This is a genomic window from Stenotrophomonas sp. AC248 (assembly GCF_979258185.1).
Window position 1 is genome coordinate 4,224,795 of the sequence record NZ_OZ409840.1, and the last position, 13,310, is coordinate 4,238,104.

The 13,310-nt window shown below is 69.4% G+C and carries 9 protein-coding genes and 1 tRNA gene; 5 read left to right on the top strand and 5 right to left on the bottom strand.

The features are described from left to right. The first annotated feature begins 393 nt into the window (after positions 1 to 393). The 3 genes from ACZ0AE_RS19005 (at position 394) to ACZ0AE_RS19015 (ending at position 5,612) form a co-directional block, all read left to right on the top strand. Positions 394 to 990 (top strand): restriction endonuclease subunit S, encoded by a 597-nt coding sequence (locus ACZ0AE_RS19005; RefSeq protein WP_137190681.1) that lies wholly within the window; start codon positions 394 to 396, stop codon positions 988 to 990. Then, entirely contained in the window at positions 987 to 2,510 is a 1,524-nt protein-coding gene (locus ACZ0AE_RS19010; RefSeq protein WP_463601889.1) for an HsdM family class I SAM-dependent methyltransferase, read from the top strand. The genes ACZ0AE_RS19005 and ACZ0AE_RS19010 overlap by 4 nt, the downstream gene beginning before the upstream one ends. 213 nt (positions 2,511 to 2,723) lie before the next feature. Next, positions 2,724 to 5,612 carry a type I restriction endonuclease gene (locus ACZ0AE_RS19015; RefSeq protein WP_463601890.1) on the top strand — a complete coding sequence of 963 codons (2,889 nt, stop codon included), beginning with the start codon at positions 2,724 to 2,726 and terminating at the stop codon, positions 5,610 to 5,612. A 186-nt stretch (positions 5,613 to 5,798) separates the two neighbouring features. Here ACZ0AE_RS19015 and ACZ0AE_RS19020 read toward each other — a convergent pair whose 3' ends face one another. Both ACZ0AE_RS19020 and ubiA read right to left on the bottom strand, forming a co-directional pair. Continuing rightward, positions 5,799 to 7,223 carry a short-chain fatty acid transporter gene (locus tag ACZ0AE_RS19020; RefSeq protein WP_463601891.1) on the bottom strand — a complete coding sequence of 475 codons (1,425 nt, stop codon included), beginning with the start codon at positions 7,221 to 7,223 and terminating at the stop codon, positions 5,799 to 5,801. Between the two features lie 207 nt (positions 7,224 to 7,430). Next, entirely contained in the window at positions 7,431 to 8,324 is an 894-nt protein-coding gene (ubiA, locus tag ACZ0AE_RS19025) for a 4-hydroxybenzoate octaprenyltransferase (protein WP_313424924.1), read from the bottom strand. 155 nt (positions 8,325 to 8,479) lie between these two features. Here ubiA and ACZ0AE_RS19030 point away from each other — a divergent pair. Next, positions 8,480 to 8,556: transfer RNA gene (locus tag ACZ0AE_RS19030), tRNA-Arg, on the top strand. 120 nt (positions 8,557 to 8,676) lie between these two features. After that, on the top strand, positions 8,677 to 9,111 hold the full coding sequence (locus ACZ0AE_RS19035) for a hypothetical protein (RefSeq protein WP_463601892.1): 435 nt from the start codon (positions 8,677 to 8,679) through the stop codon (positions 9,109 to 9,111). 891 nt (positions 9,112 to 10,002) lie between these two features. Here the strand turns inward: ACZ0AE_RS19035 and ACZ0AE_RS19040 are convergent. Genes ACZ0AE_RS19040 through ACZ0AE_RS19050 form a run of 3 tightly spaced genes read right to left on the bottom strand, consistent with a single transcriptional unit; the run spans position 10,003 to position 13,306 of the window. Further along, on the bottom strand, positions 10,003 to 10,788 hold the full coding sequence (locus ACZ0AE_RS19040; protein WP_463601893.1) for a SapC family protein: 786 nt from the start codon (positions 10,786 to 10,788) through the stop codon (positions 10,003 to 10,005). Between the two features lie 48 nt (positions 10,789 to 10,836). Further along, positions 10,837 to 12,567 carry a putative porin gene (locus ACZ0AE_RS19045; protein ID WP_314402822.1) on the bottom strand — a complete coding sequence of 577 codons (1,731 nt, stop codon included), beginning with the start codon at positions 12,565 to 12,567 and terminating at the stop codon, positions 10,837 to 10,839. A 49-nt stretch (positions 12,568 to 12,616) separates the two neighbouring features. After that, complete coding sequence (locus ACZ0AE_RS19050; protein WP_241658989.1) at positions 12,617 to 13,306, bottom strand: energy transducer TonB family protein; 690 nt, start codon at positions 13,304 to 13,306, stop codon at positions 12,617 to 12,619. Positions 13,307 to 13,310 lie beyond the last annotated feature (4 nt).

Consider the following 13,310-nt stretch of genomic DNA (forward strand, 5'->3'; position numbering starts at 1 on the left):
GTTGATCTTGTGCTCTTACGAGCCCCGCGAGCGGCGATTCCATCGCGATCACGGCTGCTTGCAAAGGTTCTGGCGCGCCTCGTGGCTCAACCCACGCAGACGTTACGCGCACAGATCATTGGCAGTGACTGGATGCCTACTTGCACAAGCAGCATCTGCAAACATCGCACCGGTGGTTGCCCCGCGCACCTTCAGCTTGCGCACGAAGATTCCCACCATCACCCCCACCTCTCCAAACCCCCAACTCCAGTTCACCGCATCGTTCGCACCAGCTGCGACCCCCTGCGAGCTTCATCCCACTTCCGCACATCCACCGCACTCCACTTCGCATCATCGCGAATGCTGCCCGCCTGTTCGGTTGACCCTCTGCATACCCGAACGCATGGTGCACGCATGAACACACTCACGCGCATTGCCCTGCTTGGCGACGTGGCCAGCATCCGCCAGGGCCACCCCTTTCGCGGTGCCATTGCCGCCGTGCCGGAGGGCCCGGTGCAGGTCATTCAACTCAAGAATCTTGCCCTGGATGGGCTGCAGGAACGCGACCACCTGCTGCGCACCGCACTGCGTGCGCGCAAGCCGCCCGACTGGGTGCAGGATCAGGATGTTCTGATCGCCGGGCGCGGCAATCACCCGCTGGCGATGCTGCTGCACAACCCGCCAGAATCCACGGTGTGCAGCCCGCACCTGTATGTGCTGCGGGTGTGCACGCCCGATCTGCTGCCGGCCTTTCTGGCCTGGCAGTTGAACCAGCGCGCGGCACAGGCGTACCTGCGCCAGCAGGCGGCCGGGTCACGCCAGCAGAGCCTGCGCAAAACAGCGGTGGCGCAGTTGCCGGTGCATGTGCCGCCGGTGGCGCAGCAGCGCCGCATTGTGGGCATTGCCAGTGCGGCGCAGGCCGAACAGCGCTGCCTGGAAGCGCTGATCCACATTCGCCAACAGGAGATTGCCGTGGTGGCCGAGCAGGTGTTGCAGGGGAGTGGCGCATGAAGATGATGGCGGGCCTGCCCGGTGCACACGCCACGCACGCCGCGCTGAGCGCCGCGCGCGAACCCCTCAACGACGCCGCTGATGCCAATGCGGCCACCTACCTGCTGTTGGCGCTGTTGCTGCTCAAGATCGCCAGCGACACCGATGCCGCCGCGCAAGACCCGGACCAAACCTACGGCGCGCCGCTGCACTGGCCGCCCACCGCGCCCGGGGCGCAGCTGCTGGTAGTCCCGCCCGAGGCGCGCTTTGAGCTGCTGTTCCGCCAGCGTTTCGCCCCCGGCAATGACCGCCGCATCACCACCGCGCTGCAGCAGCTCACCCAGGCCAACCGCGCCACGCTGGCCGAGGTGTTCGATGTGCTGCGCCTGCACGATGGCTGGCCGCGCGATGCCGAGCACCGCGATGTGGCGCTCTCCCGCGTGCTGGGCCGCATGACAGTGCCGGCGCTGGACTTCCGCCCGCTGCGCGGCACCTACCGGGCCGACATCGGGCAGGCGGTGGACCGCCTGCTGGAACGCAGCCAGCCCCGCCGCAGACCCGCGCCCGTGGCCCACGTGCCCGACCCGCTGGGCTGGCTGATGGCCGGGCTGATGGACCCGCGCGAAGACGAAACCATCTGCGATGTGGCCTGCCACCACGGCAGCCTGCTGCTGGCGGCCAGCCGCTGGGCGCGCACCACCCACGGCGCACGCCGGCACCAGTTGCTGGGCCAGGAAGAGAGCGACACCGCCTGGGCATGTGCACGCCTGCGCCTGCTGCTGCATGGCGAAGACAACCACGCGGTGCATGCGGGCATGCCGCTGCTGCACGACGCCTTGGTGGATGCAACCGGGGAGCTGCGGCGGTTCCACGTGCAGCTCACGCGCCCGCCGTTTGCGCTGGCGTGGTCGCCCGAGCGCGGCATCCGCGATACGCACCAGCGCTTTGTGCATGGCATGCCACCACGCCAATGGGGCCATCTGGCGCTGTTGCAGCACATGGTGAGAACGATGGACCGGCACACCGGGCGCATTGCGATGGTGGTACCGCACGGGGTGCTGTTCCGCGATGGCGAGGAAGCGTTGATTCGCCGCAGCCTGCTGGACGCCAACCTGATTGAGGCCGTGGTCGGCCTGCCCGACCGGCTGTTTGCGGGCAGCCCGGTGGCGACCGCGCTGCTGGTGCTGCGCGCGATGCGCGACGACGAGAACGTGCTGTTTGTGGACGCGCGCCAGCTGCAGCCGCCCACCAAGCGTGGCCCCCGGCTGGACCAGGCCGCTGCCGAGCAGGTGCTGGCGCTGTGCCGCCGCCGCGAGGACGTAGCCGGTGTGGCCTGCCTGGCGTCACCGCAGATGCTGGCCCTGCAGGGCAGCAACCTGAGCATCGCGCGTTATGTGCAGCCGGGCGAGCACGCCCAGGTGCCCACGCTGGAGGCGCTGCGTGGGCAGCGTGCGCGGTTGCGTTCGCGCTTGGGCGCATTGGAGCAGGCACTGGACGGTGATCTGGCGGAGCTGGAAGAGCGGCCGGCGAAAGCGGGCTGACACTGCGGCGCGTGCCGGCTTGATTGGCACACGCTATGTGCATGCTTCAGTGCATTGAAACTGTTCACTACGCCGTGCAGCAGATGTGCAGGAAACGGAATGGTGCACACGGCGTGGCCCGTAGTGGCTGCGCCAGACTGCGGGCATGCGCTATCGAACCTTCTGCTTCGCCACGCCGCCACTGTTCCGTTTCCCGCTGCAAGGCGCGCTGTCATGAGCCGCGCCCCGGTGCGCGGGGTGGTAACCCGCTCCACCTTGGGCTGGTTGCAACGGCTGGGCTGGCAGTACCTGGCACCGAACCGGCGCTGTTCCCTGCGCGGCGATGACGGCAGCATGCTGCTGGACGGTCGTTTGCGGCAGTACCTGCAACAGCTGCGCTTTGAGGCGCACGGTGAGAAGTGGCCGCTGGATGCGGACGGCATTGCGCAGGTGCTGGCCGCCGTAACCCAAGGGCCGCTGCGGCGCGGCTCACAGGCAGGCAACGACGCCCTGCTGGTCGCGCTGCGCAACGGGGTATGCGTAGCGCAGCGGCTGCCAGATGGCCGCACGGTGCGGGCCACGGTGCCGCTGGTGGATTGGGCCGAGCCGCTTAACAACCAATGGGACATCGCCAGCGCGCGTGACGAGGGCCAGCCGCTGCTGGATGCGGCGCCACGGATTGATGTGCTGGTCGGCTACGTCAACGGCCTGCCCTTGCTGCGGCTGCTGTGCGTGGAGCGCGATGGGCAGGCGCGCTGGGGCCGGGATGCGGCGGCCATTGCCTTGCACTACCGGCAGGTGCGCGCCCGCGGCAATGCGTGCAGCCCGCCGTTGCTGCTGGCGCTGGACCGGCGCGGCGGGCGCTATGCGTGCAGCGGCGCACCGGCGGGCGGCTGGGTGCGGTGGCGCGATCACGGCTGGACCGCGGACGCCGTGCAGCAGCTGCGCGATACCGTGCCCATGCCCCGGACCGGTGCCGCAGAGGCCAATGGCCGCTGGCTGCGCGCGGTGCACGCGCCGTTGCTGGCCGGCGTGGCGGCGCCGGCGCGGGTGTTGGCGCTGCTGCGGGGTTTCATGCACACCGGTGCGGACGGCCAACCGCGTATTGCGCGGGCGGCGCAGTTCTTCGCGGTGCAAGCCGGGCTGGCGCAGTTGCGGCGTATCGATGCGCAGGGCTGCCGGGGCCGCGGGCATCTGCGGCTGGCAGCAGGCGCCGGCATGGCGCTTACGTGGCACTGGTTGGTGCAGCACGTGCAGCGCGACCCGTGGTTGCGCCACTGCCGGGTATTACTGGTGCAGCAGCACCCTGCCGTTGCGCCTCAGCCGGGCAGGCGGGGCGAACAGCCGGTGTCGCCCGGGCGGCGGCTGGCGGCCTTCATGGCCGACGGGCGCGGCTGCACCCTGCAGACCACGCCGGGCACACTGCAGGCCTGGCTGCGCCGCCGCGATGCCGGGCATGACGGTGACGACCTGATCGTGCTGGCAGACGCCCACCTGCAGGCCAGCCAGCCGGCGTGGGTGGAACGCGCGCGTGAGCGGCTACCGCGCGCCGGGTGGCTGTGGCTGGGCAACGGCCCGCCGCCGGAAACGGTGGGGAGTGCGGCGAGCGACCCGCTGCTGTTTGCGTGCAGCAATGCCGACGCCATCGCCGATGGCCTGTTGGCGCCGGTGTACCACCATGCGCTGCAGCCCACCCCGCCACGGCGGCAGAAAGCCAAGCGCGGGGCCACGCTTCTGGTTGAGCCCGCCGCGCCGCCCAGCGGCCGCTGGGCGTCGACCATCGCCCAGCACCTGCGCGATACCTTGCAGCACACCGAACGCAACCTGCGCGCGGTGCTGCTGGTGCACGATGCCGACACCATGCGCCGCTACCAGCGCGCCTTTGCTAGGGACGGGGCGATACACAGCGCGATGATCGGCCCCGGCTGCGGGCGAGCCAGCGCGGCGCAGCAGCAGGCGCAACTACTGATTGCCAGCGACCCGCACGCCCTGCCCTACCTGGATGCGCGGATGGCGCTGGCCTACCTGGACACGGCAGTGGACAGCGCGGGGTTGGCGCGGATATTGACCCTGCTCAACCGCCCGCACCCGCACAAGCACTGCGCGTGGCTGGTGCCTCTGCCGGGTGTGCCAGCGCCTTGGGAACACGGCGAGGCAGATGCCTGGGCCCCGCTGCCGTTGCAACAGGTGCAGGCCGGGCTATCGCGCCAGCACCGCCGCCTGCGGGCGTTGCTGCCACCCACCGGTTGCGCGGATTTCCACGCCTGCCGCGCGCACGTGGGGCCGCGATGGGGCGTGGACGAGCACGGCCAGGAACGCGACCTGCACCGCCTGCGCCGGCGTTGCCTGCATCAACGCGTGACGGGCTTCGGCCAGCAGCTGCAGGCCGCAATGCTGGCGCTGCCCGGCGAAGGCAGTGGAGCCGAAGCGGATACCCCACAGCAGCGTTACCGGTATGACCTGCATTTCTGTTCGCTGCTGCGCGATGCGGTAGCCGCAGAGGCGTGCGAGGCGCATTTGAGTGCGGACGAAGACGTGCGCATTCGCCATTGGGCGCGCGAACGTGCCCCGGAGGTGCGTGACGCGGGGTGGGACTACCTTGGCGCAGTGGACACGCTGCCGGTCAACCCACGCCATGAGGCGGATGCGTTGCACAGCCAGCTGCGCCATCAACTGGAAACCAGCACGATCGGGGCCGCCGCACGGCTGCAACTGCAACGGCAGCTGCGGGGCTTGTTGGCCACGCCGCGTACGCCTGCCGAGCGGTTGCATTGCCTGCAGGCGCTGCAGGCATTGCAGGTACTGCGGCTGCGGGCGCTGGAACTTCCCGCTGCCGGCAGCGCGACGCGGGTGCAACTGGCCTGCCGTGGGGTGCTGGTCCGCATCCTGGGTGCGCCGAAAAACACCGCGCAGCGGCAGGTGCATCACGCGGTGGCCGAACAGCTGCTCAGCGCCATCGGCGCCGCGCACGCGGCACAGCCACGCGCGCCGCACCTGGCGCTGGCCGACCTGCAACGCCGGCTGGCCCCGGCACTGGCAGCGGTGCTGTCGCCCGCGCACTGCGAGGCGGTGCTGGCACAGTTGCCAACGCTGCTGGCCGACACCGCACCTGCCCCCACGTAGAGCGGGGCTCTGCCCCGCTGTCGTTGATCCAAAGCAGCCGGGCAGAGCCCGGCTCTACGGGCATGCCCACCCACCTCGTAGAGCGGGGCTCTGCCCCGCTGCCGTTGATCCGAAGCAGCCGGGCAGAGCCCGGCTCTACGCGGCATGCCCACCCACCTCGTAGAGCGGGGCTCTGCCCCGCTGGCCTTACGGCATGACCGGCGGCACGTACGTCAGCGTCATGCCCAGCAGCCACAACAACCCCAGTACCAACGGGATATGCACCAGCAGCTGGATGAAGGTGAAGCCCACAATGTCACGCGCCTTCAACCCCAGCACGCCCAACAGCGGCAGCATCCAGAACGGGTTGATCAGGTTGGGTAGCGCTTCGGCAGCGTTGTACACCTGCACCGCCCAGCCCAGGTGGGCCTTGAGCTCATTGGCCGCCTGCATCACATACGGCGCCTCGATGATCCACTTGCCGCCGCCAGAGGGCACGAAGAAGCCCAGCACCGCCGAGTACACGCCCATGACCAGGGCGAAGGTGTCGGCGGTTGCGATGTGCACGAACAGGCTGGACAACCGGTGCGCCAGGGTTTCGTCGCCGCTGCCCACCGCGTGGGTGAGGATCATGGCGATGCCGCCGTACAGCGGGAACTGGATGAGCACGCCGGTGGTGCTGGGCACGGCCTTGGCCACGGCGTTGAGGAAGCTGCGCGGGCGCCAGTGCAGCAGCAGGCCCAGCGAAATGAACAGGAAGTTGTAGGTGTTGAGGTTGGCGATGGCGCTCACCAGCGGCTTGTTGGCAAATTCGCCAAACAGCCAGCCGAACGCCAGCAGCGAAAGCAGCACGGTGAGCAACGGGCTGTATTCCAGCCACTCGCCCGGGCGGGTGCGCGGCTGCAGCGGTTGCGGCTCGGCCTGGGCGGCGCCGTCGAAGTCCCTTGCGGTGCGGGCGGTGGCCGGGCCGGGGGCGGTGAGCCAGGCGATCAGCAGCGACACCAGGATCAACGCGGCGGTCAACGCGATGGACTGCCAAAGGAAGATGGTTTCGGTGAAGGGCAGCACCCCGGTGATCTCCACCAGCCCCGGCGGCATGCTGGCCGGGTTGGCCTGCAGCTGGGCGGCCGAGGAACTCAGGCCCATCGCCCACACCGCGCCCAGGCCCAGGTAGGCCGAGGCGCCGGCGGCGCGGTAGTCCATTTTCAGGTCCTCGCGTCGCGCCAGCGCGCGCACCAGCAAGCCGCCAAATACCAGCGAGAAGCCCCAGCTGAGCAGCGAGGCCAGCATGCTCACCAGGCCCACGTAGACCACCGCGCCACGGCCGGTGCGCGGCACCCGCGCCAGCTGGTCGATGAAGCGCGCCACGATGGGCGCGGTGGCCAGGGCGTAGCCGCCGATGACCACGAAGGCCATCTGCATGGTGAAGGGGATGAGGCTCCAGAAGCCTTCGCCGAAGGCGCTGGCGGTGGCCTGCGGGGTGGCGCCGAAGCCGATGGCGGCGGCCGCCACGATGACCACGCCGAGCACGGCGAACACGTAGGCGTCGGGGAACCATTTTTCCGCCCACGCGGCCGAGCGCAGTGCTGCGCGCGCCATCCAACCGTCTTGTGCTGCTGCCGACGTGGCCATCGCCCTACCCTCCCAGGTGATTCAGATGGAGAGCAGTGTGTGGGTTGGGTGGCGGGCTGTCAGTCGCCTATTGGTCGTAGGGGCGAGGTGCGCGGTGACGGCCGCGGGGGCGGCGCCTCGGGATGGTCGGGAGCCGGCCAGCGGCCGGCACTACCGGGGCATGGCACCGCGACCGGTCGGTAGGCCCCGACCGTTGGTCGGGGCGTTTTAATGGAACGCCAGGGCCGCGGCGATGCCGGCGAACAGGGTGGCGCCCACCCAGTTGTTGTGCAGGAAGGCCTTGAAGCAGGCATCGCGCTCGCGCTTGCGGCACAGCAGGAACTGGTAGGCGATCAGCAGCGCGGCCACGCCCACCGACATCCAGTACGCCGCACCCAGGCCGGCGCGCAGGCCCACCAGGCTCATGGTGCCCAGGAACAGAGTAAACAGGATGCCCTGGATGACCAGGTCCAGGTCGCCGAACAGGATGGCCGTGGAATGGGAGCCCATCTTGAGGTCGTCGTCGCGGTCCACCATGGCGTACCAGGTGTCGTAGGCGGTGGACCACAGGATGTTGGCGCCATACAGCAGCCAGCCCACCACCGGCACCTCGCCCTGCACGGCGGCGAACGCCATCGGGATGCCCCAGCCGAAGGCCATGCCCAGGTACACCTGCGGCAGGTGCGTGTAGCGCTTGAGGTAGGGGTAGCTGGCGGCCAGGAAGATGCCGATGAAGCTCAAGCCAATGGTCAGCCGGTTCAGGGTGAGCACCAGCGCGAAGGCCACCAGCATCAGCCCGGCGAACAGCAGCAGCGCCTCGCGCCCGGACACCCGGCCACTGGCCAGCGGGCGGTCCTTGGTGCGCTTGACGTGCGGGTCCAGCCAGCGGTCGGCGTAGTCGTTGATGACGCAGCCGGCCGAACGCGTCAGCCAGACCCCGGCACTGAACACGAACAGGGTCCACAGCGGCGGCAGGCCACCGGCGGCCAGCCACAATGCCCACCAGGTGGGCCACAGCAGCAGCAGGGTGCCGATCGGGCGATCGGCGCGCATCAGTTTCCAGTACTGGCCCCAACGCGACGGTGCGGGACCGTCGGGGGCTTCAAAACGTTCGTAAGCCATGCGCAAAGGATACCGCCAAGCCCCGCCGCGAGCGTTGCCGTGCCGGGCAATTGAACGGGGGGCAGACCTGCGCCGCGTTTACCGCTAGAATGCTCCTCCCGCGCCATCACGGCGTACGGCGGCCCGCACCGGCGCCCGGGACTGCAGGACACAACGCGCTCGTAGCTCAGCCGGATAGAGTAGTGGCTTCCGAAGCCATTGGTCGGGGGTTCGAATCCCTCCGGGCGCACCATCCTTGCCTTGTGGCCCATCGCCACACCCCCCTGAACGTCCAGAACCCTGCCCTGCGTCGCAGCCATTGCGATACCTGCAGCCCAGCGTGGACGGCCCACGTTTCTGGGACACTTCGGCCATGAAACGATCCCATGCGTGGCACCAACACGGCACCGTGTCGCTCTGGCGTTATCGGGAGAACCTGCGCAACTACCCGGGCTGGCATATCGGCGCCGATGCCGTCGGCTGCGCGTCGATGCTGGCGTTGTTGGATGCGCTGGCGCTGGACGGTCCGGGCGCGACACGGACGCTGCAGCTCTCTCCACCCAGTCCAGCGCAGCTGGCCGTGCCGAACAACCGCGATGCGCGGTGGGACGCCCCGGCAACGTTACGGCTGACGGTGGATGAGGATGTGGCGTTCTGGCAGTGGGATGTGGACGGCGCGCGCGCCACGCTGCGGCTGGGAGGGGCCGCGATGGGAAGTCTTCGACAGGGCGTGGTGGATATTGCCGCGGGTCGAGGCGATTACAGCGTGGGCCAGGGCGCGCAGGCGCTGTGGTTCTGGTGGCGATGAGCCGGCGGTAATGATGTGCCGTGCGTGCGTTTTGGAGTTTGGGTGAGGTTGCTTGTAGCCACCCATGGGGTGGCTCTACCTCCGCGTTCTTTGCCGACCACAGCAGCAAGGATAACCTTCCGAGGACGACCCGATGATGCGAGTGCAACTGCCCTTGGCCCTGCTGGGCCTTCTTCTGCCGATGATGGCCAGCGATGCATCGCCACCGGGGCGCTACCAGCCCGCGACGATCCAGGATCGCGATGGCGTGCCTTGTTTTGGGGTGCCTGACACGCGGGAAACACGCAGCAACGCGCCGATCATCGCAAGAGTGTCGGTAAGAGACAGTGGTGCGGGAGGCGTACCCGTGTGGGAGCACATCTTCCTGCGGTCGGGAACTGCCGAACCTGCGCTGCCGCCCAGCCAGTGCCTTGTTTATGGTCACGGGGACGCGTCCGCCCCTGCGTTACGGGCGGGAACGCGCTATGAGGTGGTTATGTCGGGGTATACGCCGGGCACGCCAGGCAAGCAGGGGGAGGCACAGAAGCGCGTGTTCGGCAGCTGCTTCGCTGTGGTGGATGTCGCCGGGAAGGGCGTGATTACGTCGGTGATAGCAGACTGCGCGACCGCGCGCGCTTCTGGGACGGCCCCCGTACCCCAGGGTGGCAGGTAGCGAATGGGGAAACCACGGTTGGGCCATGCCGTGGGTGCGTTTTGGAGTTTGGGGGAGATTTCGTGCAGCCACCCTTGGGGTGGCTCTACCGGGAGCGCGCGTAGAGGGAACGAGGGTCGGGTACCGGACAGACTGCCGGGGCCAGGGCGAGGTCTTCCCACCTGCCTGGCAGTGGCGAACCGCGTGTGCGGTCCACGACGTCCGTGTCGTTGTTCTGTCCGGTGTCCCGGTTGAAACGGTCAGGCGGTGAGTAGGTCCTTGAAGCGGGCCAGCGAGGCCATGTGGAAATGCACCAGCGCCAGCCAGCCCTGGCGGTGCCAGGCCAGCACGGTGGCGTCGGGGAGTGCGGCGAAGCGTTCGGCATCGATCAGCTGGAAGCCGAGCAGGCTGGACTGGCGGCCGTCGGGATGCACCACGTCGGCCTGGCGTTCCACCAGCACGCCGGCAGTGACCAGCGCGGCGCTGAAGGCCGCCGTGGCGGTGGCGTCGCGGGTGAACGCCTCGCAGAACGCCAGGGCCTGGCGGGTGAGCGCGCTGGGCTGGCCGTCGGCGTCGAACAGGGGCTGGCCTTCGTCGCCACTGGTGCGCAGCATCGGGGCGTCGGCGTCGATGGCCAACACGTGGCCGTCGGGCTCGGTGGTGCGGGCGAACACGAACGGATAGCGGCGCACATACGCGGGCACGTAGGTGCCGGTTTGCCAGTGGTCGGCCACCACGAAGCGGTTGTGTTCGGCCTGCAGGCCGAGCACGGCCACCGGGGCGGCGTCGGCGCCGACGAACACCAGCGGGTAATCGCGGGCCGCGGCGGCGAATTCGCCGATGACCAGCGGAACGGCGTGGCTGGCGGCGGCGAACGCGGCGTCGCCGGGCAGCAGGCGCCAGTGCGCGTGGGTGTGCGAAGAGAGCACTACCGGGGTGCGGTACAGCGGCGGCGAGGTCGGCGCAGCGGCGTCGGCTTCGATGGCATCGGGCGCGGCCTGGTCGGGCGCGTCAGGCAGCGTGTGCAGGGTGTCGTCAGTGGTCATGGGGTATCCAGCAGGGAAACGGCCGGCGCGGGTGCACCGGCCAACAGGTCAGAAGCCAGCGTTCACTTCCAGCTGGAAGACGTCGATGGACTGCGGCGCGCCGGTGACTTCCTTGGCCGCCATCCAGCGGCCGGTCAGCCACACGTTCTTGTCGAACATGTAGGAGCTGCCCAGGTAGTAGCCCTTGGCATTGGTGCCGCCCAGGTGGAAGTTGGAATCGTTGTAGGCATCGGGCAGCGCATCGGCTTCCAGGCGCTTGTAACCCAGCCACACGTTCCAGTCGCCGGCCTGCTTGAGCGCCAGTTGGCCGAAGGTGGCCTGCGCCATGTAGGCCATGTCACCGCTCTGGATGTCCTGCGGGCCGGCCACGCCGTTGGCGGCGGCGCCCAGGTTGGTGACGATGCCGCCCTGCGCGCGCGACCACATGCGGTTGCGGTCGAAGGCGAGGTTCTTGATGCCATGGCCTTCCACGCGCAGCGCGTAACCGGCGAAGGTGGGGGTTTCCCACGCCAGGTTGAGGTCCAGCAGTTCGAACTCGGAGGCCAGGCCCACGTACTGCGGCATCGGGGTGTTGGCCGGGTCGAGCGGATCGAGCGCGATGTTCCGCAGCAGCATCAGCGTGTTGCCCTTCTGCATGAACGCCGGGCGCGACCAGTCGCTGCTGCAGTGGTCGGCACCGGCGTACAGCGCGCAGGGCTGGGAGTATTCGCCGGCGATGTTGCGGAAGTCGAAGTAGCCCACTGCGGCGCGCAGTTTCTGCTGGTCGCCGAACTGCCAGTCGGCGCCGACCTGCACACCGTTGAGCCACTTGTTCTCGCTCTTCATCTTGGTCTGGCTGGTGTTGGGGAAACCGTCGGACGAGTACTCCAACGGGGTCAGGCCCAGCGTGGCGAACAGCGACAGCCCCTCGCCGCCCAGCGGGTAGGCGTACTTGAAGGCCAGGCCGTCGAAGTTGAGGTCGTTGGAGAACAGCGTGTCGGTGGACCAGTACGGGTTGCCGAAGCGGCCGCCGATGATGTCCAGGCCCTGCACCGGTGTGTAGGACAGCCAGGCCTGGTCGAGCCAGGCATCCTTCTTGGCCAGGCCGCCGCCCAGGGTCTGGGTGGACGACACCGGGCCGTTGTCGTTGCCGGTGGCCAGGCGCACGCCGGCCCGGGTGTGCTCGCCCAGCTCGGCCACCACGCCCAGGCGCGCGCGGATGCGCCAGGAATTGTTGCGGTCTTCGCGCGTGTTGCGCAGCGGCGGCAGGCCCAGGTTGGTGTTGCCGTTGACGTCGTAACCGTTGCCGGCGTTGATCCGCGCCCAATCCACTTCGATGTCGCTGTTGCGGTCCGAATACAGGCGGCTTTCATTGCGCACGCGCACGTCGCCCTGCACACGCAGGCGCTGGGTCCAGTCGGGCACCTGGTCCGGTGCGGCCCAGCCTTCGGCCTTGGCCTGGGCCATCACGCTGGTCTTGAGCTCCTCGCGGATCTCATCGCGCACGGTCTGCGGGATGTACGGCACGCGCACGTCGCCGGGCTGCGCGGCGATGGCGCCGGCTGCGGCTGCCGGGCGCGCCACGGCCGCTTCGCGCTGGGCTTCCAGCAGCAGTGCCTGGCCCGCCTCGGGCTTGAGCGCGCCGCTGTCGATCAGGCCACGGATCAGCTTGATCATCGTGCTTTCGCCGCTGCCGTCCTGGGCATGGGCGGCGCCGCTGGCCAGCACCAGCACGACACCGGCGGCGAGGGCGGAACGGCGCAGGCCCAGCAGCGCGGCGGAATAGGTTGAACGGGTCATCAGCTTGCTCGCAGAAAAAGGAAAGTCGGGAAGAAGGAGGCGGCCGCGCCTAGCCGGCCGGGCGCCGGCCCTGCACCAGCACGCGCGCCGGGAAATCCAGCGACGCCGGCGGGCGCTCGTCGATGCGGCCCACCGCGCGGATCGCCTGCAGCACGCGTTCGTCGGCCTCGGGATTGCCGCTGCCACGCAGCAGTTCCACCCGCGTGACCGCACCGGTCGGATCCAGCCAGATGTTGACGGTGAGCTGGAACGACAGCCGGCGAACCTGCTCGTCGCGTGCGACGGCCTGCTGCAGCACGTAGCCCAGGTAGCGCCCGTACGTGCCGTTGCCGGCGCCACCGCTACCGGTGCCACTGCGGCCACCGCCGCTGCCGGACTGGATGCCGAAACTGTCGGTACCGGCCTGCGCGGTGGCGTCCATGGTCACCGGGTCGGCGGTGTCCGGGGTGGGCGCTTCCTCGGTGGGCTTGGGCACCTCGTCCAGCGGCTCCGGTTCGGGCATCACCTCCTCGGGCTTGGGTTCGGGCTCGGGCTCCGGTTCCGGCGGTGGCGGGGGCGGCGGTGGGGGCAGCATCACCATCGGCACCTCCACCTGCGGGCGGCGGGTACTGGCGGTGTCCTTGAACAGCAGCAGCCATGCCAGCAGCGCGAGCAGCGCGATGCCGGCCAGCAGCGCGGCCAGCGGCCACCAGCGCTGCCAGCCGGCCGCGCCCTGCGCACGGGGATTGAGTGCAGTCACGCCA

Bases quoted from the DNA above. Each gene is read 5' to 3' on its own strand.
- ACZ0AE_RS19015 (WP_463601890.1), top strand. From the start codon at position 2,724: ATGAGCCGCGCCCCGGTGCGCGGGGTGGTAACCCGCTCCACCTTGGGC.
- ACZ0AE_RS19040 (WP_463601893.1), bottom strand. From the start codon at position 10,788: ATGACCACTGACGACACCCTGCACACGCTGCCTGACGCGCCCGACCAG.
- ACZ0AE_RS19020 (WP_463601891.1), bottom strand. From the start codon at position 7,223: ATGGCCACGTCGGCAGCAGCACAAGACGGTTGGATGGCGCGCGCAGCA.
- ubiA (WP_313424924.1), bottom strand. From the start codon at position 8,324: ATGGCTTACGAACGTTTTGAAGCCCCCGACGGTCCCGCACCGTCGCGT.
- ACZ0AE_RS19035 (WP_463601892.1), top strand. From the start codon at position 8,677: ATGAAACGATCCCATGCGTGGCACCAACACGGCACCGTGTCGCTCTGG.
- ACZ0AE_RS19010 (WP_463601889.1), top strand. From the start codon at position 987: ATGAAGATGATGGCGGGCCTGCCCGGTGCACACGCCACGCACGCCGCG.
- ACZ0AE_RS19045 (WP_314402822.1), bottom strand. From the start codon at position 12,567: ATGACCCGTTCAACCTATTCCGCCGCGCTGCTGGGCCTGCGCCGTTCC.
- ACZ0AE_RS19005 (WP_137190681.1), top strand. From the start codon at position 394: ATGAACACACTCACGCGCATTGCCCTGCTTGGCGACGTGGCCAGCATC.